Source organism: Klebsiella electrica (genome assembly GCF_006711645.1).
GTDB classification, from domain to species: domain Bacteria; phylum Pseudomonadota; class Gammaproteobacteria; order Enterobacterales; family Enterobacteriaceae; genus Klebsiella; species Klebsiella electrica.
In genome coordinates this window covers 2,232,661-2,252,444 of record NZ_CP041247.1, presented here as the reverse complement: position 1 = coordinate 2,252,444, position 19,784 = coordinate 2,232,661, and the positions used below count along the sequence as shown (strand labels likewise).

At 60.4% G+C, this 19,784-nt stretch carries 17 protein-coding genes and 1 pseudogene; 2 read left to right on the top strand and 16 right to left on the bottom strand.

The genetic code is table 11. The annotated features are described in order from the left end of the window. Positions 1-38 precede the first annotated feature (38 nt). Entirely contained in the window at positions 39-1,196 is a 1,158-nt protein-coding gene (locus Electrica_RS10675; RefSeq protein WP_131047936.1) for a M20 aminoacylase family protein, read from the bottom strand. Between the two features lie 287 nt (positions 1,197-1,483). Here Electrica_RS10675 and Electrica_RS10670 point away from each other — a divergent pair, with 287 nt between their 5' ends. Next, entirely contained in the window at positions 1,484-2,683 is a 1,200-nt protein-coding gene (locus Electrica_RS10670; protein WP_100683607.1) for an MFS transporter, read from the top strand. Positions 2,684-2,757: 74 nt separating this feature from the next. Here Electrica_RS10670 and Electrica_RS10665 read toward each other — a convergent pair whose 3' ends face one another. The 8 genes and pseudogenes from Electrica_RS10665 to Electrica_RS10630 all read right to left on the bottom strand — a co-directional run bounded on the left by Electrica_RS10665 (position 2,758) and on the right by Electrica_RS10630 (position 9,911). Continuing rightward, on the bottom strand, positions 2,758-3,480 hold the full coding sequence (locus tag Electrica_RS10665; RefSeq protein ID WP_131048031.1) for an amino acid ABC transporter ATP-binding protein: 723 nt from the start codon (positions 3,478-3,480) through the stop codon (positions 2,758-2,760). Beyond that, complete coding sequence (locus Electrica_RS10660) at positions 3,467-4,231, bottom strand: amino acid ABC transporter permease (RefSeq protein WP_100683606.1); 765 nt, start codon at positions 4,229-4,231, stop codon at positions 3,467-3,469. Before Electrica_RS10660 ends, Electrica_RS10665 begins: the two co-directional genes overlap by 14 nt. A 64-nt stretch (positions 4,232-4,295) precedes the next feature. Further along, on the bottom strand, positions 4,296-5,063 hold the full coding sequence (locus Electrica_RS10655) for a basic amino acid ABC transporter substrate-binding protein (RefSeq protein ID WP_100683605.1): 768 nt from the start codon (positions 5,061-5,063) through the stop codon (positions 4,296-4,298). Between the two features lie 96 nt (positions 5,064-5,159). Then, positions 5,160-6,090, bottom strand: a pseudogene (locus tag Electrica_RS10650) (MurR/RpiR family transcriptional regulator). Continuing rightward, on the bottom strand, positions 6,056-7,009 hold the full coding sequence (locus Electrica_RS10645) for an iron-siderophore ABC transporter substrate-binding protein (protein ID WP_141964444.1): 954 nt from the start codon (positions 7,007-7,009) through the stop codon (positions 6,056-6,058). The pseudogene Electrica_RS10650 and the gene Electrica_RS10645 overlap by 35 nt, the downstream one beginning before the upstream one ends. A gap of 9 nt (positions 7,010-7,018) precedes the next feature. Then, positions 7,019-8,077 carry a FecCD family ABC transporter permease gene (locus Electrica_RS10640; RefSeq protein WP_141964443.1) on the bottom strand — a complete coding sequence of 353 codons (1,059 nt, stop codon included), beginning with the start codon at positions 8,075-8,077 and terminating at the stop codon, positions 7,019-7,021. Then, complete coding sequence (locus Electrica_RS10635) at positions 8,074-9,093, bottom strand: FecCD family ABC transporter permease (RefSeq protein WP_141964442.1); 1,020 nt, start codon at positions 9,091-9,093, stop codon at positions 8,074-8,076. Before Electrica_RS10635 ends, Electrica_RS10640 begins: the two co-directional genes overlap by 4 nt. Further along, positions 9,090-9,911 carry an ABC transporter ATP-binding protein gene (locus Electrica_RS10630; protein ID WP_131047932.1) on the bottom strand — a complete coding sequence of 274 codons (822 nt, stop codon included), beginning with the start codon at positions 9,909-9,911 and terminating at the stop codon, positions 9,090-9,092. The genes Electrica_RS10635 and Electrica_RS10630 overlap by 4 nt, the downstream gene beginning before the upstream one ends. A 567-nt stretch (positions 9,912-10,478) precedes the next feature. Here Electrica_RS10630 and Electrica_RS10625 point away from each other — a divergent pair. Next, positions 10,479-12,500 (top strand): TonB-dependent siderophore receptor, encoded by a 2,022-nt coding sequence (locus tag Electrica_RS10625; protein ID WP_167686270.1) that lies wholly within the window; start codon positions 10,479-10,481, stop codon positions 12,498-12,500. Between the two features lie 45 nt (positions 12,501-12,545). Here the strand turns inward: Electrica_RS10625 and Electrica_RS10620 are convergent, their stop codons facing one another. The 7 genes from Electrica_RS10620 to Electrica_RS10590 all read right to left on the bottom strand — a co-directional run bounded on the left by Electrica_RS10620 (position 12,546) and on the right by Electrica_RS10590 (position 19,708). Next, positions 12,546-13,271, bottom strand: a complete 726-nt coding sequence (locus Electrica_RS10620) for a polyphenol oxidase family protein (protein WP_141964441.1) — start codon at positions 13,269-13,271, stop codon at positions 12,546-12,548. A gap of 173 nt (positions 13,272-13,444) precedes the next feature. Continuing rightward, the gene (gene mhpE, locus Electrica_RS10615; protein WP_141964440.1) at positions 13,445-14,461 is read right to left on the bottom strand and encodes a 4-hydroxy-2-oxovalerate aldolase; all 1,017 of its coding nucleotides are present in this window, start codon (positions 14,459-14,461) and stop codon (positions 13,445-13,447) included. Beyond that, positions 14,458-15,408, bottom strand: coding sequence for an acetaldehyde dehydrogenase (gene mhpF / locus Electrica_RS10610; RefSeq protein ID WP_141964439.1), 951 nt, complete (start codon positions 15,406-15,408; stop codon positions 14,458-14,460). The genes mhpE and mhpF overlap by 4 nt, the downstream gene beginning before the upstream one ends. Beyond that, a complete protein-coding gene (mhpD, locus tag Electrica_RS10605; RefSeq protein WP_141964438.1) occupies positions 15,401-16,207 on the bottom strand; it encodes a 2-keto-4-pentenoate hydratase in 807 nt (268 codons plus the stop codon). The genes mhpF and mhpD overlap by 8 nt, the downstream gene beginning before the upstream one ends. Before the next feature lie 9 nt (positions 16,208-16,216). Further along, positions 16,217-17,083 carry a 2-hydroxy-6-oxonona-2,4-dienedioate hydrolase gene (gene mhpC, locus Electrica_RS10600; RefSeq protein WP_131047927.1) on the bottom strand — a complete coding sequence of 289 codons (867 nt, stop codon included), beginning with the start codon at positions 17,081-17,083 and terminating at the stop codon, positions 16,217-16,219. 17 nt (positions 17,084-17,100) lie between these two features. Continuing rightward, positions 17,101-18,045: a 2,3-dihydroxyphenylpropionate/2,3-dihydroxicinnamic acid 1,2-dioxygenase gene (mhpB, locus tag Electrica_RS10595; protein WP_141964437.1), complete on the bottom strand. Its 945-nt coding sequence runs from the start codon at positions 18,043-18,045 to the stop codon at positions 17,101-17,103. A gap of 1 nt (position 18,046) precedes the next feature. Beyond that, the gene (locus Electrica_RS10590) at positions 18,047-19,708 is read right to left on the bottom strand and encodes a bifunctional 3-(3-hydroxy-phenyl)propionate/3-hydroxycinnamic acid hydroxylase (RefSeq protein WP_141964436.1); all 1,662 of its coding nucleotides are present in this window, start codon (positions 19,706-19,708) and stop codon (positions 18,047-18,049) included. Positions 19,709-19,784 lie beyond the last annotated feature (76 nt).

The window sequence follows — 19,784 nt, the reverse complement described above, 5'->3', positions numbered from 1 at the left end:
CCTCTCCCCTTTCATATTGCTGGCTGCTGGCGCTGGCGTCAGCCGACCGGCAGCAGTTTTTCCACCAGCGCCGTCCACAGCGCGACACCGTGTTCAATCAGATCGTCGTTAAAATCATAGCGGGCATTATGCAGCGGTTTCGACGGCGTTTCGCCATCGGTACCGATCCAGAAATAGGCGCCAGGGCAGGCCTCCAGCATGCAGGCAAAATCCTCCGACGCCATCGACGGCGCGATCTGCCCGCTCACCGCCGCCTCTCCCAGTACCGCCACCGCCGCCTCGCGCACGTTTCGCGCCTGCGCACGATGGTTTTTGGTCACCGGATAGCCGGGATACCAGAAAATAGCCCCCTGCACATCGGAGACCGGCGGCTGCGTACTGACATAGTGCTCAATCAGCCCTTTCACCCGTTCGCGCACCGGGTTGCTCAGGCAGCGGAAGGTGCCGCGCAGCACCACTTTGTCCGGTAAAACGTTAATCGCTTCACCGCCGCTAATCTGGGTAATGCTGACCACCGCCGACTCCTGCGGCGACAGGCGGCGCGAGGGGATCGTCTGCAGGGCCATAATCAACTGCGCGGCGGCGACAATCGGGTCGGCGCCGCTTTCCGGCATGGCCGCGTGGCAGCTTTTGCCGGTCAGGGTGATTTCAAAGGCGTCCAGCGAGGCCATCATCGCCCCCTCGTTAACCGCCACGTGTCCCAGCGGCAGTCCGGGCCAGTTATGCAGCGCGTAGATACCGTCCATCGGGAAGCGGGAAAATAGCCCTTCCTCGACCATTTTACGCGCACCGCCGAGGTTCTCTTCGGCCGGCTGGAAGACAAAATGCACCGTCCCGCGAAAGCGCCGGGTGTGGGTCAGATGCGCGGCGGCGGCCAGCAGCATGGCGGTGTGGCCATCGTGGCCGCAGGCGTGCATCACGCCCGGATTGCGCGACTTATAGCTGACATCGCCCAGCTCGGTCATCGGCAGCGCGTCCATATCGGCGCGCAGGCCGATAACCGGTCCGGGGCCGTTCTCGAGGGTGGCCACCACGCCGGTCCCTGCCAGCCCGCAATGCACCTGCAGGCCAAAGGATGTCAATAATTCAGCGACGCGCCGCGAGGTTTTCTGCTCCTGATAGCCCAGCTCCGGACAGGCATGAAAATCACGACGCCAGCGGATGGCCTCGGCGATCGATGAAGGCGATACTGCCATGTGTTACTCCTTTCCTGCACAGCATCAACGCTGAACGAGTATGAAATCGGGATACATTTTATGCATGCGCCCGCCGCCGGCGGAATGCCCTCTTCGTTATATCCTTTCGCCAGCGCGCTGACAACACTCCGGCGGCCCGAACGGCGCGTTTTAGCGGGCGCCCGATGTCGCGTATCAATATTAGTCGTCATTTCAACGGTGACAGCGCGCAGCCGATTAATTAATATGCAGGGTCGTCGGCACTTTGCCGGATTATCCACCTGTTGACTTCCGTTATCGGGAATAAAATGTTTAACCCAGAGCACCATCGCCTTGCCCCCACGCTGGCGATGATTATGGCCGCATCATTAGTGGGATTTATCACCGGTTATACGGTGCCTTTAATCAGCCTTGAACTTGCGCAGCAACAGACCGACACGGTCTATGTCGGCCTGCTGGCCGCACTGCCCCCGGCGGGCATGATGCTCTCGTCGTTCCTCTCGCCCGCGTTGTGTCGTCGTTTTGAGATGGGCAGCTTGCTCACGGCCAACCTGATCCTGCTGGCGCTGGCCACCGTCGCCTCCTGTCTGACCGTCGATCTCCTGCAACTGCTGCTGCCGCGCTTTCTGACCGGTATCGCCTCCGGGGTGATTATCGTGCTTGGCGAAAGCTGGATAACCGGCGGCGCGGCGGGTAAAAACCGCGCCACCCTGACCGGTATTTACGCCTCGGCATTCACCGGCTGCCAGTTGGCCGGGCCGCTGCTGATCTCTGCCGGCGCCGATTATCAAACCTGGGTCTTACTGGCCGTCATCGGCCTGACCGCCGCCTGTCTGCTGATGCTGCGCCATCTGCCGGGCGGAAGCCGCGAAAGCCTCGCTGAGCGCGCCAGCTGGCGCAGTCTGGGGGCTTTTTTACCGGTCCTGGCGTCCGGGGTTTTCTGCTTCGCCTTCTTTGACGCCAGCATTCTGGCGCTGCTGCCGCTCTACGGGATGGATAAAGGGCTGAACGAAGCGACGGCGGTCCTGCTGGTGACCATTGTGTTAACCGGCGATGCCTTCTTCCAGGCCCCGCTGGGCTGGGTGGCCGACAAATTTGGCCTCCGCCGCGTGCATCTGAGCTGCGCGGTGGTGTTTTGCCTCTCCCTGCTGGCGCTGCCTTTCCTGCTGGCATCGTATCGCCAGCTCATAATCGGCTGTCTGATTCTCGGCGCGGCGGCAGGGGCGCTGTACACGCTCTCACTGGTGCGCGCCGGTAAAACCTTCAGCGGGCAGAAGCTTATTATGATCAACGCCCTGCTGGGATTTTTCTGGTCGGCGGGCAGCGTTGCCGGACCGGTTGTCAGCAGCCTGCTGATCAGCGTATCCGGCTATGATGGCCTGCTGGTCACCCTGCTGGCCTGCGGAGTATTGTTCCTGCTGATTCAGTGCCTGGGGAAAACGGAGACAGCGCTGCTGGCAAATGAACGTCAGGACCGAGACGCCGATGTGCAGACGGAAACCGCCTGAGAAGCAGCCTTAGCCGGGCGGCTAACGGCTAACGCCATCAGCGAAGCTCCGCTGATGGCGCATGTGGTGCGCTCTTATAATACTTTGCTTAAGAAGGCCGCGGTGCGCGGATTGAGCGGAGCGCTAAAGATCTGCTCTGGCTTCCCCTCTTCCTGAATAATGCCCTGATCGATAAAGATAACCCGGTCAGCCACTTCGCGGGCAAAGCCCATCTCGTGCGTGACAATAACCATCGTCATCCCTTCGCTGGCTAGGTTTTTCATCACTTCCAGCACGTCGCCTACCAGCTCGGGGTCCAGCGCAGAGGTCGGCTCATCAAACAGCATAATCGAAGGCTTCATCGCCAGCGCGCGGGCAATGGCCACCCGCTGCTGCTGACCGCCGGAGAGGCTGGAGGGCCAGGCGTCACGCTTATCGCTTAACCCCACCTTCGCCAGCAGCTCTTCCGCCAGCTGCACCGCCTGCGAACGGCTCACGCCGTGCAGGTTGACTGGTGCCATGATCAGATTTTCCAGTACCGTCATATGGGGGAACAGATTAAAACGCTGAAAGACCATGCCAACGCTTTCCCGCATCTTGTTCAGATCGGTGCTGCGGTCGTGGACGGCGAAGCCGTTGACTTCGACGATGCCTTCGCTGACGCTTTCCAGCGCATTCATACAGCGCAGGAACGTGCTTTTTCCGGACCCCGACGGCCCGATAATGCAGACCACTTCCTGCGGTTTAATATCGCAGCTGATGCCGCGCAGTACGTGGCTGTCGCCGAAACGTTTGTGCAGATTATTAATGTGAATCACTTTTGCCAAACCTCTTTTCCAGACGGTTAACCAGCTGCGCCAGCAGGAAGGTAATGACCCAGTAGACCAGGGAGATGGTCAGGTAGGGTTCCCAGTAGGTGGCATAGGCGCCGGACACGGTACGCGCGGCATAGGCCAGATCGGCAAGACCGATAGCCGAAGCCAGCGACGAGTCCTTGACGATGGCAATCGCATTGTTGCCCAGCGGCGGCAGGATCCGCCGAAAGGCCTGCGGCAAAATCACCTGGCGCATGGTTTTCCACCACGGCATCCCCAGCGCGCGGGAGGCTTCCATCTGCCCTTTATCAATCGACTGGATACCGGCGCGGAAGATTTCCGAGACGTAGGCCCCGGCATTCAGGGTAATGGCGACGATACAGGAGAGAAACGCGCCGTAGTTTGAGCGCAGTTCGCGGGCAAAATCGGCGCTCATCAGCCCGTGGCTGACCAGCAGACCGTCGCGCGGGTTGATAAACAGCGGCACCAGCGCGAAGTGCACCACCATAATCTGCACAAACAGCGGCGTGCCGCGAAACGCGCTGACGTAGACGCGCACCGGAAACTGCACCAGATAGCGCAGCACATATTTCCACGGCCCGTGTTCCGCCTTCGCCATACGCCCAAGGCCCAGCGTCAGCCCCCACAGGGTGCCGAGGATCACGCAGATAATGGTACATTTAATGGTCATCAAGGCGCCGTCCATAAACAGCGGACCGTACTCCTCGATGATCTCCCAACGGAATCCCGTCATAGTGCTTCCCTAAAAATACGGCTATCGCACGCGTCGATAGCCGTCATGAAAACCAAAAGATGAATTATTGCGCAGGCAGCGTCGGGACGTTGTCGTCAAACCAGGTTTTATAGATTTTGCCGTAGGTACCGTCGGCGACGATTTTCTTCAGGCCGGCGTTGATTTTCGCCTGCAGTTCGCTGTTGCCTTTGGCTACCGCGATACCGAAATACTGACGTTCAAACCTGGCGTCCGGCACCAGCTTAAACTGCTTCTCCGGATGCTGCTTGATATAGTATTTCACCACGCCCACATCGCCCACCGCCGCGCTGACGCCGTCTTCAAACAGCTCCTGCAGCATCAGCGGGGTATTATCAAAACGCTTAATCGAGGTGCTGTTTTTACCCAGCACATCAGAAACCACGATATCGCCGGTGCTGGAGTTGACGACCCCAACCTTTTCACTCTTCAGCGCCGCCAGAGAGGTCACTTTGGAATCGGCCGGCACCACGATGGACTGCTCAGCCGGGAAGTAAGGGGCGGAAAAATCAACCATCTGCTTGCGCTTATCGGTGATGGTTATCCCGGAGATAATGATGTCGCGGTCGCCGGAACCGAGGGTGGCGAAGATCCCTTCCCACGGGGTATTCACCAGCTTGATATTAAAGTTTTCCGCTTTGGCGATTGCTTTGATGATATCAATATCAAAACCTTCCAGCTGTTTCTGGCTGTTTTCATATTCAAACGGGCGGTAGGTCCCGCCGGAACCGACAACGTAGGTCTCCTGCGCCGCCTGAGCGCTGCCTGCCAGAGCCACCAACAGACAGCACGCCTTCATCCATTTCCCCATCATGACAACCCCCTTTTTATGCATTAATTTTGCATAAAAATACACATCATCACGACGACTTGCAACAGGAAACCTTTCCGCGGGCGCATTATCGCGGACTTAGCCGCGTTTACCGCCGGATTTACCAATCGCTTTATGCAGTTCGTTAATGCGCTTCATCGACTTCATGGTCCGCTGCGGCGTGGTCGTCGCCACCGACAGCACCAGCATTTCGAGACACACCAGTACCGTGCCATGCAGCGGTACCCGACCGTTATCGCCGCCGCGCGGGACGTCGATCACCACCTGCGCCTCCTGACTGAAACGCGAGTCCAGCGCCTGGGTCAACAAAATCGTCGGGATCCCCAGCCGCCGGGCTTCGCGCAGCGCGGTCATCCCTTCGCGATGCGGCGATTTCTGGCCCATCATCATCATCACATCGCCGCGCTGCAGGCCGATTAGCTGCTCGGCAAGGCTGAAACCGGTGCGGTTGAGCACGCAGGAGGGTAAGCCGATACGGCTGAACAGCCTGCCGGTGTACTCCGCCAGAATCCCCGACGCCCCGATGCCGAAAATCGCCACCTGCCGCGCCTCGCTGAGTAGCGCCACCGCCTGGGCGACGGCGGCGCGGTTGGCGGGGCGAGAGAGCACTTCGCAGGCGCGCTGATGGCCCTCCAGCACAAAATCAATGCTCGAATTGACATCGCAGGAGAGCGCATTCACCGTTGACAACATTTTCTCCGATGAGGTGATGGCGGGGCCGAACCAGCACTCCATGGTCTGTTTCAGCTCGCGCAGCCCGGCAAAGCCCAGCGCCTGAATCGCCCGCACCACGGTGGCATCCGAAGTCTGAGTCGCCGCGGCGATCTCCATCGCCGTGCGCTCCAGCACCACTTCACGGTTTTCGTTGATATAGCTGACGACCGCCAGCAGGCGCGGCGACAGCTGGTGCGCCCGGGCGCGAAAGCGTTCGCCGAACAGGTCGACCCGCCCTTTCTCTCTTTTCACCGGTGTTTTCATTTCCGCTCCGCCGGCAGCGGACGACCGGCAATGTGCGACTGCACCTGCGCCACCATCAGGGTCAGGGCGGCATAGGAGTTGGAGATAACCTCCTCGCGCGGCAGCAGGATATAGCGGCCGCTGCGGCAGGCGCGCATAAAGTCGCACCAGCCGGGCATCACCCCTTCCATCGCCTGCAGCTCCTCCTGCGGTTTACCGCCGGTATCCGATCGCCAGGTGGCAAAAACAAAATCCGCATCCAGCTCCGGCAGCTGTTCAGCGCTGACGTCAATGCGCTGTCCGTCAGGGATCTTGTCGATCAACGGCGGAAAACGGAACCCGGCATCGCGCAGCACCCGCCCCAGCGCATGGTAAGCGTGGTGAACGGTGACTTTGCCATTGTTGGCCTGAATCACCGACACGGTGATATTGCGGGTATCCACCAGCGCTTTAAGCTGGGCTATCTGCGCCTGATAGCGATGTTCAAGAATCGCCAGCCGCGCTTCGCTGCCGGTGAGCTGCGCCAGCTTGATGTAAATTCGCGGCGCGCTGCCCTGCAGATGGTCAATGCTGACCGTCGGCGCAATCTTCTCCAGCTGTTCCACGGAGACGTGGCGGCTCGGTTCGGTAATAATCAGATCCGGCTTCGCCGCCGCCACCGCTTCGAGGTCGATATCCGCGGTGCCGATAAACTGGATCGCGCTGTTATCAAAATCGACCCCGGTCAGCTGGGCGCTGGAGCGCAGATAGTGGCTACCGTCGGGGCGGGTGCGCCCGTGGCTGGCCACCGGCGGTACGCCAAGTTCAATCAGCGGAATCGTGATATCCAGGTCGTGCATCGAGACGATACGCTGCGGATGCAGCGGCACCATCACCACCCGCCCTAAATCATCGGTAAACGTGTGTGTTTGACCCTCGGCGGCGCTGGTCACGCCCGCCGCTAACAACAGCAAAGAAATAAGCCAACGCATAGCAACCATTCAACATGACAGGGCGTCACGACGACGCCACAGCAGCAAGATAAAAAACGGACACCCCACCAGCGCAATAACAATTCCGGCCGGAATTTGCAGCGGCGCGAAGGCCACACGGCCGAGGGTATCGGTAAACAACACCAGCAGCGCGCCAATCAACGCGCTGCCGCACAGTAGCGACATCTGGCCGCCGCGCAGCAGAAAGCGCGCCATATGGGGCGCCATCAGCCCCACAAAGCCAAGGCTGCCGACGCAGGAGACGCTGGCAGAGGTCAGCAGCACCGGCGCGAAAAAGCGCAGCAGGGTCAACTGCTGCAGGCGCACGCCGAGCCCTACCGCGGTACGGTCGCCAAGCTGCGCCACATCCGCCGCCCTGGCGGTCAGAAACAGAATCAATGTCCCCGGCAACGCCCACAAAAAGGCCACCAGCAGCAGCGACCAGGTTGCCGCATGCAGACTGCCGGCAAGCCAGATCATCGCCGTTTGCACATCGCGCACATCGGCGGTAGTCATAAAAATGCCGACCGCCGCCGCCAGCGTCCAGGAGACGCCGATACCGATCAGAATGAAGCGCGGCCGCGAGCAATCGCGGGCCAGCACCAGCACCAACAGCGCCACCAGCGCCCCGCCGAGAATCCCCGCCAGCGGCCGCCAGACCAGGCCGACGGCGGGAAAGAACAGAATCAACGCCAGCACCACGACGCTGGCCCCCTCTTTGACGCCAATCAACCCCGGATCCGCCAGCCCGTTACGGGTGATGCTCTGCATCGCCGCCCCCGCCAGCCCGAGCATGGCGCCGCACAGCAGCGCCATCAGCAGCCGTGGGAGGCGAATATCAAACAGGATAAAGCGCGACTGTTCGCCGACATTTTCCGGGGCAAAGAGTGCACGCGCCAGGGTACCGGCAGGCAGCGGAAAGCTGCCGCGGGTCAGGCCAAAGCTTGCCAGAAGCAGAATGGCGATAATCAGCGCCGCGGCGATGTTCAGCGCCGCCGGGCGCAGGAGCAGATGGCAGCGCCCCGCGCGAAGGGGCCGGAAACCGGCACGGCGCACCGCGTTTTTCATTTAAAAAACCTCGCGGCGATAAAGATAAATACCGGCGCGCCAACCAGCGCGGTCATCGCCCCGGTCGCCAGCTCCTGCGGCGCCACCAGGGTACGGGCGGCGATATCCGCGAACAGCAGCACCAGCGCCCCGACCGGCGCCGCCAGCGGCAGCGCCAGACGAATATCTTCGCTGACCAGACGACGGATGACGTGCGGTACCACCAGCCCGACAAAACCTATCGGCCCGGCGACCGCCACTGCCGCGCCGCACAGCAGCGCAATGGCGCCCAGCCCCAGCAGGCGGGTCTGCACAAGGTTCACCCCCAGCCCGAGCGCCACCTTGTCGCCCAGCGCCAGAACGTTGAGACGAGGCGCGATAAGCAGCGCGAGCAGGCCCCCGGCCAGCGCCGGAAGCGCCGCCGCGCGTAAAACTGACCAGTTAAGCCCGGCCAGATCGCCCGCCAGCCACGTGCGCATCGCCAGCAGCGTTTGTTCATCCAGAATCAGGATCGCGGCGGTCACCGCCGAGGCAAAGGCCGAGAGCGCCACGCCGCAGAGCGTGATGCGTAGCGGCGTCGCCCCACCGCGCCCGGCGGTCGCCAGCAGCATGACGCCGCCAAACAGCAGCGCCGCGCCGCCGGCGGCAATCAGCGGGCGACCCGGCGTCATTGCGCTCAGACCCAGCGCCGATGTTGCGACTACCGCCAGCGAGGCACCGGCATTCAGCCCCAGAATATGCGGCTCCCCCAACGGGTTACGAATCACCGTCTGCAGCAGCAGACCGGCGACGCCCAACGTCGCGCCGGTCAACAGCGCCGCCGCGAGGCGAACCAGACGCAGTTCGACAATAATCCGCTGGTCAAAATTACGCGGGTCATAGTGCAACAGCGCCTGGAGCACCGTCTCCGGCGCAATCCAGCGCGCGCCCAGTCCCAGATGCACCACCGAACCAACAATCAGCAACAGCGCCAGCAGCGCGATCGCCCGTTTTGGTCGCGCCCGACGGCGGCGCAGCGGCAACGCGCAGGCGCTCATTGGGCTTCCCCCTGGCGCACGCGAAAGGGCATAAAGAAGGGTTTACCGGTCTGCGGGTTGAGCGACATCTGTACCTCAACATCAAACACGGTTTTGATAAGCTCCGGGGTACAGCTGGCGTTTTCGTCCACCACCCCGGCAATACGCCCTTTCTTGAGGAACACCAGGATGTCGGCATAGTTCACCGCAAAGTTCAGGTCGTGCAGCACGGTGACCACCGTGCGTCCATGTTCGCGGGTCAGGGTTTGCAGCAGTTCGAGGATATCGACCTGATAGCGCAAATCGAGCCAGGTGGTCGGTTCGTCCAGCAGGATCGTCGGCGTTTCCTGTGCCAGCGCCATCGCAATCCAGCAGCGCTGACGCTGGCCGCCGGAGAGGCTGTCTACCGGCAGATGGGCAAATTCGGCGGTGCCGGTTAACGCCATCGCCTCTTCCACCGCCCGTTCGTCGGCATCAGACCACTGGCGCATCAGCCCCTGCCAGGGATAGCGCCCGCGGGAAACCAGTTCAAAGACGGTTAATCCTTCGGGAGTGAGTGGAGACTGCGGCAGGATCCCCAGCTGACGCGAAACCGCCCGGGTCGGCATGGCGTGGATCATCTGCCCATCCAGACGCACGCTGCCGCCAAGCGGTTTCAGCATGCGGGCAATCGTCGACAGCAGCGTGGATTTACCGGAGCCGTTGGCCCCGGCCAGTACCGTCATTTTACCGTGAGGGATCGTCAGATGAATGTCATCGACAATCAGGGTCTGGCCGTATCCGGCCGACAGGGAATCCAGCACGATTCCCCGCTCTGCAGGTATCACCCGCTGTGGCATAACTCGCTCCTGCGCCGCAACGGCGTGGCATCAGCCAGCACGCTCTGCAGTCAAACAAAAATAAATCTCATTCTCTTTTGATCATGCTGCGGATACATGTAGTAGTCAATACCCTGTTTTAGCGGACATAAAATGTCTTTACTACCAGGGTAACTGCGTAGAGACAGATATATTTTTCATATATAAAACAAAATATTAGATAACACACACCGGCAATAAAAAGCGCCAAAAACGCCGATCTGGCAACGGCTGATTTTTTATCTTACAGAACATTTACTACTACATCCTCTCGTGATTGAATGATTCTCAATTACATGCCTGAACGCAAATCATCGCGCATAACAGGCAGATAATATTTTTAAGGGCAATGATTTAATTGGCTTTTTCTGTCTGCAAAGGACAGATTCGTTCACGAGAAACAGATAAATGACGCGATCAACGATCCCTTTCACCACGCTGAAAGGGCGAGCTCTTTTTTCACTGATATTTTTGGGTTCTTTTACCTCACCGGGATTAATTGCCGCAGAAAACAGCGTCAGCAGAGAGAAAAAGGCTGGCGACGAAACCATGACGGTGGTCGCCGGGCGCGATCGGCAAAATGACACCAACGGCTATCAGCCGGTGGCCAGCTCAACGGCGACCTTAACATCAATGCCGCTACTGGATATTCCGCAGGTGGTGAACACCGTCAGCGACAGAGTGCTGGAAGATCAGCATGCCACCTCCCTTGACGAGGCGCTGTATAACGTTGCCAACGTCGTCCAGACCAACACTCTCGGCGGCACCCAGGATGCCTTTACCCGCCGCGGTTTTGGCGCCAACCGCGACGGCTCGATCATGACCAACGGTCTGCGCACCGTCCTGCCGCGCAGCTTTAATGCCACCACCGACCGCGTGGAGGTGCTGAAAGGCCCGGCCTCCACGCTGTACGGCATTCTCGACCCCGGTGGATTGATTAACGTGGTCAGCAAACGCCCGGAGAGCGCCTTCGGCGGTTCGGTTTCCGCCACCTCCAGCAGTTTTGGCGGCGGCAGCGGCCAGTTTGACGTCACCGGCCCCATCGAAGGTACGCGGTTGTCCTACCGGCTCATCGGCGAGTACCAACACGAAGATGACTGGCGCAACTATGGTAAAGAGAAAAGCCGCTTTATCGCCCCTTCCCTGACCTGGTCTGGCGACAGAGCGACGGTGAACGTATCGTACGCCCATCGCAACTACAGCACCCCGTTCGATCGCGGCACGATCTTCGATCTCAATACCGGCCATGCGGTCAACGTCGATCGGAAAACGCGCTTTGACGAGCCGTTTAACGTGACCGACGGCTACTCCGATCTGGCGCAGCTCAATAGCGAATATCGTCTGAACGATGCCTGGACCGCCCGCTTTGACTACAGCTACAGCCAGGATCACTACAACGATAACCAGGCCCGCGTGATGGCCTACAATTCGGCCACCGGCGCTCTGACCCGCCGCGTTGACGCCACCCGCGGCTCGACGCAGAAGATGCACGCCACCCGCGCCGATTTGCAGGGCAAGGTGGTGGTCGGCGGGTTTTATAACGAAGTGCTCACCGGCATCGCCTATGAGAATTACGATCTGCTGCGCACCGATATGATCCGCTGTAAGAACGTGAAAGGGTTCAATATTTACAACCCGGTCTACGGCACTATCGGCCCCTGCAACGCCGTGTCGGCCTCCGATAGCGATCAGCGTATTCAGCAGGAGAGCTACGCCGCCTACGTTCAGGATGCGCTCTATCTGACCGACAAGTGGATTGCCGTCGCCGGGATGCGCTATCAGTACTACACCCAGTACGCTGGCAAAGGGCGGCCCTTCAACGTCAACACCGACAGCAGCGACCAGAAATGGACGCCGAAGCTGGGTCTGGTGTATAAGCTGACGCCGACCGTCTCGCTGTTCGGTAACGTCGCGCAGTCGTTTATGCCGCAGTCATCGATCGCCAGCTATATCGGCAATCTGCCGCCGGAAGAGTCCACCGCCTATGAAGTGGGCGCTAAGTTTGATCTGTTAAGCGGCATCACCGCCAACATCGCGCTGTTTGATATTGATAAACGCAACGTGCTGTACAACGAAATTATCGGCGATGAGACCGTCGCTAAAACCGCCGGCAAAGTGCGTTCACGCGGCGTCGAGGTGGATCTGGCCGGTTCGATTACCGATAACTTGAGCGTGATTGCCAGCTATGGCTACACCGACGCGAAAGTGCTCGACGATCCTGACTATGCCGGTAAGCCGCTGCCCAACGTCCCGAAACACACCGGTTCGCTGTTCCTGAGCTACGACATCCATAACGTCTACGACAGCAATACGCTGACCGTCGGCGGCGGCGGTCGCGCGGTGAGCAAACGCTCCGGCACCAACGGCGCGGACTATTATCTGCAGGGCTACGCGGTCGCCGATCTCTTCGCCGCCTATAAGATGAAGCTGCAATATCCGGTGACGCTGCAGGTTAACCTGAAGAACCTGTTTGATAAGACCTACTACACCTCATCCATCGCCACCAACAATCTGGGCAACCAGATTGGCGACCCGCGGGAAGTGCAGTTTACGCTGAAAATGGACTTCTGATTGTCTCGCCACGCCCGGACAGCCGTCGCGGCCTGTCCGGGTATATCAGGCCTCGCGCATAATCCACGAATACTGGAACGTCTTCTCTGCCGGGAAGTGGGTACGCCGCCGGTAAGAACCAAGCGATTGCGGCGTACAGTAGGTACAGCTGCCCAGCCATTCGATATTCTCCTGCATAACCCCCGCCTGGCGCAAAAGCAGTTGTGCGAAGGCCCGCAAATCGAACCACAGATTATCCTCCCCTCTTGCTGATGCCTTTTGCGCTTCGACGAACGCCTCGCTGCGCTGATGGAACAACCGGTCGCTATAGCGTTTCGTTAATTCACGCGCAGGCAGGGTGAGCAACGTCTGATAAAAATCCACAGACACTTCATAGCAGCAAGCGTGAATATGCGGCCCGATGGCCACGATCACCTCTTCCGGCGGCACATCGTAGCGGCGAAAATAGTCGAGACTGTTTTCAATAATACCGCTCGCCGCGCCGCGCCAGCCCGCATGCACGCTACAGACAAAGCGCCCGTCGCGGGAGGCCATCAGCATCGGCAGGCAATCGGCGGTCACCACCCCCACCTTTTGTCCGCGCAAGTTGGTAAAAACCGCGTCGGCCTGCGGGCGTTCCGCCTGTGGCGTCTGATAATGATGCACGATGTTGCCATGCACCAGCTTAACGGGCGCCATCTCGCTATAGGGAAATGCGGCGGTTTCGTGTACATCGAGAAAGGCGTGGCGAATACCGGGAATAGCGCTCAGTAAACGGGATTCGAAAGACATAATCATCGCGGACAGTAATAAGGGGGATAATTGACGGTAGGCCAAAACCATCGGATGCGCAAGGTGACACGCCAGCATCGCCTGGCCGGGCACAACGATGCGCCGTCGCCTGGGAAAGAGGCGGATATGAGCAGGTGAAAGGCGGCAGATACAGAATCTGCCGCGCCTCTTTTTTATTTCGCCCGGTTGCGCAAGTCCAGCGCCACATCGACGATCATATCTTCCTGGCCGCCCACCATCCGCCGTTTACCCAACTCGACGAGAATATCGACCGCGCTCAGACCGTAGCGCGCGGCCGCCACTTCACTGTGGCGCAGAAAGCTGGAGTACACCCCGGCATAGCCCAGCGCCAGCGTTTCGCGATCGACGCGCACCGGGCGATCCTGCAGCGGCCGCACCAGCTCATCGGCGGCGTTCATCAGCGCATACAGATCCGTGCCGTGGTTCCAGCCCAGCTTGTCCGCCGCCGCAATAAAGACCTCCAGCGGCGCATTCCCCGCCCCGGCACCCATTCCGGCAAGGCTGGCATCGATGCGATCGCAGCCCTCTTCCACCGCGGCGATAGAGTTGGCGACGCCGAGGCTCAGATTATGGTGCGCGTGCATCCCGGTGGCGGTTTCCGGCTTCAGCACCGCCTTGAGGGCGCGGAAACGATCGCGAATATCGTTCATATTCATCGCCCCGCCGGAATCGACCACGTAAATGCAGGTCGCGCCGTAGGATTCCATCTTCAGCGCCTGTTGCGCCAGCTGTTCCGGGGTGGTCATATGGCTCATCATCAGGAAGCCAACGGTGTCCATGCCCAGCTCGCGGGCAAAGGCGATATGCTGAGCGGAAACATCCGCCTCGGTGCAATGAGTCGCAACGCGCACCACTCGCGCCCCCGCCTGATAGGCGTTTTTCAGATCGTGCAGCGTCCCGATGCCGGGCAACAGCAGCGTGGCTATTTTCGCCTCCGTGACGGATTCTGCCGCCGCCTCGATCCATTCGATATCGCTGTGCGCGCCAAAACCGTAGTTAAAACTTGAGCCCTGCAGACCGTCGCCGTGGGCCACTTCAATCGAATCGACGCCGGCCTTATCCAGCGCCTGCGCGATCTGACGGACGTTATCCAGTGAATATTGATGACGGATGGCGTGCATACCGTCGCGCAGCGTCACGTCCGAGATATAGAGTTTTTTACCGTTCATGCTGTTTCTCCCGCCGCGTCATTCATTGATTGCGCCATTCTTTCCGCCGTCGCCAGCGCCGCCGAGGTCATAATATCGAGGTTGCCCGCGTAGGCAGGCAGGTAGTGCGCCGCCCCCTCAACCTCGAGGTAAACCGCCGTTTTCAGGCCGGAGAAGCGGCCAACGCCCGGCAGGTTCACCGGCTTATCTTCCGGGATCACCTCAAACTGCACCTGCTGTTTCAGGCGATATCCCGGCACGTAGGCCTGCACCGCGGCCGCCATCTGCGCGATGGAAGCGGCAATCTCCTGCTGCGAAGCCGCTTCGCTGAGGACATAAACGGTATCGCGCATCATCAGCGGCGGCTCCGCCGGGTTCAGCACGATAATCGCTTTGCCTTTCGCCGCCCCACCCACTTTCTCAATCGCCTGCGAGGTGGTTTCGGTGAACTCATCGATGTTAGCGCGCGTTCCTGGCCCGGCGGATTTGCTGGCAATCGAGGCGACGATTTCCGCATAGTGCACTTTTGCCACCCGGGACACCGCCGCCACCATCGGGATCGTCGCCTGGCCGCCGCAGGTCACCATATTGACGTTGCCCTCGGCAAGGCTGGCCTCAAGATTGACCACCGGCACACAGTACGGGCCGATGGCCGCCGGGGTCAGGTCGATCACGCGGATCCCCGGCTTTGCTTCCCGCAGCGCGGCGTCGTTTTTCACATGCGCCCCGGCGCTGGTGGCGTCAAACACGAAATCAATATCGGCGAACTCCGCCATCTGCATCAGGCCGCCAACGCCCTGGTGCGTGGTGGCGACCCCCATGCGCCGGGCGCGGGCCAGACCGTCGGATTCAGGGTCGATACCGACCATCACCGCCATCTCCAGGTGCTGACCGTGGCGCAGAATTTTGATCATTAAATCGGTGCCGATATTGCCGGATCCGATAATGGCGACTTTACGTTTACTCATGACTGCCTTCCTCTTCGGCGACAAAAGTTGCCGCCACTGAACCTAAACCGTCGATATGGGCCTCAAAGCGATCGCCTGGGTTAATCGCCACCATTGGGCCTAGCGCCCCGGTCAGCACAATATCCCCCGCGCGCAGCGGCTCGCCGAGGCTGGCCATTTTGCGCGCCAGCCACACCGCCGCATTGAGCGGATGGCCGAGGCACTCGCTCCCCCGCCCGCTGGATACCGCTTCCTGATTACGGGTCATGCTCATGGTGCAATTTTTCAAATCCAGCCCTTCCGGGCGCCGCGCCGGGCCGCCGAGGACATACACACCGCAGGAAGCGTTATCGGCCACGGTATCGACAAAGCCTATCGACCAGTCGCGGATGCGGCTGCCGACCACTTCCAGCGCCGGTAGCACCCACGCAATCGCGGCGTACAGCTCGTCAAAGGTAGTGTCGGCGTGCGGCAAATCCTGTTTCAGCACCAGGGCGATTTCCGCCTCCACTTTGGGCTGGAGTACGCGGGCATACGGCACCCCGGCGTTATCGCCGTAGCACATGTCGGCGAACAGGGTGCCGAAGTCCGGCTGGTTGACGCCCAGCTGCTGCTGTACTTTAGGGTGCGTGAGCCCGACTTTACGTCCGACAACCCGCCGTCCGCAGGCGACATGGTGCTGAACGTTAATGCGCTGAATGGCATAGGCCGCCTCCGCGTTATCTGCGCCGAGGAGATCGCGCAGCGGTTCAATGGCCCGCCCCTGGGCTTCGGCGTCACGCAGCCGTTGCGCCAGTTGTTCGAGAGATTGCGTTGTCATCACGGCTCCTTATTTCCGCGCCAGAAAATCCAGCACCAGCTGGTTGAAACTGTCGGCATGTTCCCACTGCGCCCAGTGGCCGCAGTCACGATAGATATGCAGTTCAGCGCCGTTAATCCCGGCGAGCAGGCGCAGACCGGCATCCATCGGCACAAAGCGGTCATTGCGTCCCCAGACGATCAGGGTCCGGGCGCGAATTTCACCAAGACGCGGGCTAAAATCCGGGAACTGTCGCGGGTTGGCCTCCAGACTTTTGACGAAATTATCCAGATGATCGCGGCGCGACAGCATATTGTTGAGGCGCGCTTCGAACAGGGCTTCGGTCAGGTCGCGGGTGTCGAAGACAAAGATATTCATCATCTTCTTCAGGTTTTCGATAGTTGGTTCGCGGTACAGGCCGTTCAGCAGTTTGATGCCTTCGGTTGGCATCGGCGTGAACAGGCTCATGCCGCCGGTGCCGCCGCCCATCAGCACCAGTTTGCCCACCCGTTCCGGCCAGCTCAGGGTGAAGGCCACCGCGCTGTGTCCGCCCATCGAGTTGCCCAGAAGATGCACTTTGCTGATATCCAGCTGATCAATAACGCTTTTCAGTACCCGGGCATTCAGGTCGGAACGGGAGCCGCGATTGACGATCGCGTCGCTTTTCCCCCAGCCGGGGCAGTCCAGCAGAATCACCCGGTAGCCCGCCTCGACCAGCGGGTCGATATTGCGGCTAAAGTTGGCCCAGCCGGTGGCGCCGGGGCCGGATCCGTGCAACAGGACCACGGTTTCCTCCCCCTGGCCGCAATCATTAAAATGGATGCGTAGCGTTTCTCCGCCTTCTTCCACGTTGAGGAAACGGCTGGTGGCGGCTTCGGTTTGCGGTTGATAGCTCATGTTTATCTCCTGATGAATCAATTCTGCGTGATGGCGCTCAACGAGCCGAATCCGGCAATCCACTCCGGTATTGGCCGGTAGTAGCGCCCTTCGCAACGCCAGTTGCCAAAAGCGGATAGCGCAGCAAAGGCCGCCACCCAGGTTTTCGTTTCGTGCGTCGATTTGCCGGCCATTGCCGACAGCTCCTCGTTACTGACCGCATCCAGCTCCGTCAGCCGTCCCTGCGCCAGCAGGCTCATAAAACGGTTATCCCAGACGGGATTGAGCGGATAAAGCGAGTTCTGGTCCTTGATAAACTGTTTCGCCGCGCGAATGACCCGCTGCTGGCGCAGTTCCCGCTCGTCCGGCGGCAGTTGCTTGCCGCTGCCGAGCAGCCGGTCGCGCATATGGGCATCGGCCTTCGCCAGCTCCGGTACCGGCGGCTGATGCGACAGCCCGCCGGAGCCAAGGATTAATACCCGTTTATTGAGGGTGGTCAGGAAGCGGCCAATGGCTTCGCCGAGCATGCGGGCGCGCTGAAAGCCCGGCAGCGGCGGGGCGACGCCGTTGATAAACACCGGCAGAACCGGCAGCCTGTCCAGCCCACCGAGCAGGAACTCCAGCGGTTGTGCAAAGCCGTGATCCACCTGCATGCAGTACGAGACCGCCAGATCGATCCCGTCCTTCATCACCGCATGGGCGCAGGCCTCCGCCAGCGCCGTCGGCACCGGCAGAACGCCGCTGGCGCTGCTGAAATCACCGATCGCGGTCGCGCCGATGCCTAAGCAGAACGGCGGCATCACGTCATAGAAAAAGCCGTTGTAATGGTCAGGGGCAAACAGCACCACCAGCTGCGGATCGAAGGCGGCAATCCGCGCCCGGGCTTCGGCGATAACCCCGTTGACTTCGTCCAGCACCGACGGTTGCGGGTCGACGTAGCCCACCAGCGGCGTATGGGAGAGACAGTGAAGAAAGGCATTCATATCAGGCCACCTTTTCAAGAAGGGAGGAGTCGGCCGCAGCCAGATGCAGGGTAGTCGCCAGGCGGTCGAGCTTAGCGCCAAGGGTTTGCGGAATGGCCACCGTCGCCACAAAACGGTCCGGACGCACCACCGCCACGGCGGTCTGATGCTGCGCAAACCAGCTTTTCAGGCGGTTTTGCGTATCGCCGACGCGGATAACGTCGGCAAAATTGTCCTGCTGGCGATGAATCTGGACCTCCGGCACCACCTGGATAAAGCGCACGCCGACGGCGCGCCACTGGGCTATCTGCCCGGCATTTAGCCCCCATTGCGGGTTGCAGCCCCAGGCGATAATGGCGAAATTCGCGCCGATGACCTCATCCAGCAGCGTGACCGTACCGCTTTCGAGGGTGACTTTGGGCTGAATAAACATTTTCCCCACCGGCGAGTTTTTACCTTCCCCCTCCAGCAGCAGAGCGCCGGCGCGATATTGCGGCATCGGCTTGAAGCGCATCTCGAGGAAGTAGCGTTTGACCGGCGGGAGATAGTTCAGCAGCCAGGAGACTCCGTCGCGCACCGCGCCATGCCAGCGCTTCGCCGGCGCCAGCACGTTGCCGGCGGTCACCGAGAGATCGATCATCGCTTTGGCATGATCGCGCCGCTCCTGTTGATAGCTGTCGAGCAAGTCGCTGCCCGCCTTGTCGTGCACCACCAGCGCCAGTTTCCAGGCGAGGTTAAATGCATCGCGCATCCCGCTGTTGTACCCCTGCCCCTGCCAGACCGGCATAATGTGGGCGGCATCGCCCGCCAGCAGAATGCGATCCAGTCGGAAACGTTCGGCGATCCGGGCGTTATGGGTATAGACGCGCTGGCGGATCGGTTCGACGTTGTCCGGGTCCGGCAGCACCTTGCTCAACAAGCGACGCATGTTGTCCGGTTCACTCAACTGGGCTTCGGTTTCGCCGGGCATCACCATAAATTCAAAGCGGCGTATAGCGTGCGGCAGCGCGGCGGAAACATACGGGCGGACCGGGTCGCAGCACAGATAGACATGCGGCGTCGCCAGCGGATCATTGGCGATATCAATCACTATCCACTGATTTGGCGCAGTTTTTCCTTCAAAAGGGATCGCTAAACTGCGGCGAATAAAGCTGCCGCCGCCGTCGCAGGCGACCAGCCAGTCGGCCTGCACCGTTTCGTGTTCGCCCGCCGGCCCCTTCAGATGCAAGGTCACCGCGTCGCAAGACTGGCTAAAGGCTTCCACTTCCCGGGAGAACAGGCAGCGCACATGGGGAAAACGCTGCAATCCTTCATACATGACCGCATCCACCTGCGGTTGAATAAACGCGTTGCGCCGCGGCCAGCCAAACTCATCGGTCATCGGCTGGATATCGGCGAAGCAGCGCCCTTTCGGCGTCAGAAAGCGCATCGCGTGCCACGGCGTGGTATGCGGGAGAACGTGGTCCACCAGCCCGATACCCTGCATCGCACGCAGTGATTCATCGTCAATGCCGATGGCGCGCGGGTAATCAATCAGCGCGTCGAGCTTTTCAACAACCACGACGCTGACGCCCATCTGACCAAGGTAGTTGGCCATCATCAGGCCGACCGGGCCCGCGCCGACGATAGCGACCTGGGCGGTGTGCTGCACAGCGGGTTGAATATCCGGATTCGATGTTGTCATTGCAGAACCTCACGACTCAGACAAGGTGTCGGGCATCGCAAACTGATGCCGGCCGCCTTGTTAACTAGATGTGAAT

Bases quoted from the DNA above. Each gene is read 5' to 3' on its own strand.
- Electrica_RS10670 (WP_100683607.1), top strand. From the start codon at position 1,484: ATGTTTAACCCAGAGCACCATCGCCTTGCCCCCACGCTGGCGATGATT.
- mhpD (WP_141964438.1), bottom strand. From the start codon at position 16,207: ATGACAACGCAATCTCTCGAACAACTGGCGCAACGGCTGCGTGACGCC.
- mhpB (WP_141964437.1), bottom strand. From the start codon at position 18,045: ATGAATGCCTTTCTTCACTGTCTCTCCCATACGCCGCTGGTGGGCTAC.
- Electrica_RS10660 (WP_100683606.1), bottom strand. From the start codon at position 4,231: ATGACGGGATTCCGTTGGGAGATCATCGAGGAGTACGGTCCGCTGTTT.
- mhpE (WP_141964440.1), bottom strand. From the start codon at position 14,461: ATGAACGGTAAAAAACTCTATATCTCGGACGTGACGCTGCGCGACGGT.
- Electrica_RS10590 (WP_141964436.1), bottom strand. From the start codon at position 19,708: ATGACAACATCGAATCCGGATATTCAACCCGCTGTGCAGCACACCGCC.
- Electrica_RS10630 (WP_131047932.1), bottom strand. From the start codon at position 9,911: ATGCCACAGCGGGTGATACCTGCAGAGCGGGGAATCGTGCTGGATTCC.
- Electrica_RS10635 (WP_141964442.1), bottom strand. From the start codon at position 9,093: ATGAGCGCCTGCGCGTTGCCGCTGCGCCGCCGTCGGGCGCGACCAAAA.
- Electrica_RS10675 (WP_131047936.1), bottom strand. From the start codon at position 1,196: ATGGCAGTATCGCCTTCATCGATCGCCGAGGCCATCCGCTGGCGTCGT.
- Electrica_RS10625 (WP_167686270.1), top strand. From the start codon at position 10,479: ATGACGGTGGTCGCCGGGCGCGATCGGCAAAATGACACCAACGGCTAT.
- Electrica_RS10655 (WP_100683605.1), bottom strand. From the start codon at position 5,063: ATGATGGGGAAATGGATGAAGGCGTGCTGTCTGTTGGTGGCTCTGGCA.
- mhpF (WP_141964439.1), bottom strand. From the start codon at position 15,408: ATGAGTAAACGTAAAGTCGCCATTATCGGATCCGGCAATATCGGCACC.
- Electrica_RS10645 (WP_141964444.1), bottom strand. From the start codon at position 7,009: ATGCGTTGGCTTATTTCTTTGCTGTTGTTAGCGGCGGGCGTGACCAGC.
- mhpC (WP_131047927.1), bottom strand. From the start codon at position 17,083: ATGAGCTATCAACCGCAAACCGAAGCCGCCACCAGCCGTTTCCTCAAC.
- Electrica_RS10640 (WP_141964443.1), bottom strand. From the start codon at position 8,077: ATGAAAAACGCGGTGCGCCGTGCCGGTTTCCGGCCCCTTCGCGCGGGG.
- Electrica_RS10620 (WP_141964441.1), bottom strand. From the start codon at position 13,271: ATGTCTTTCGAATCCCGTTTACTGAGCGCTATTCCCGGTATTCGCCAC.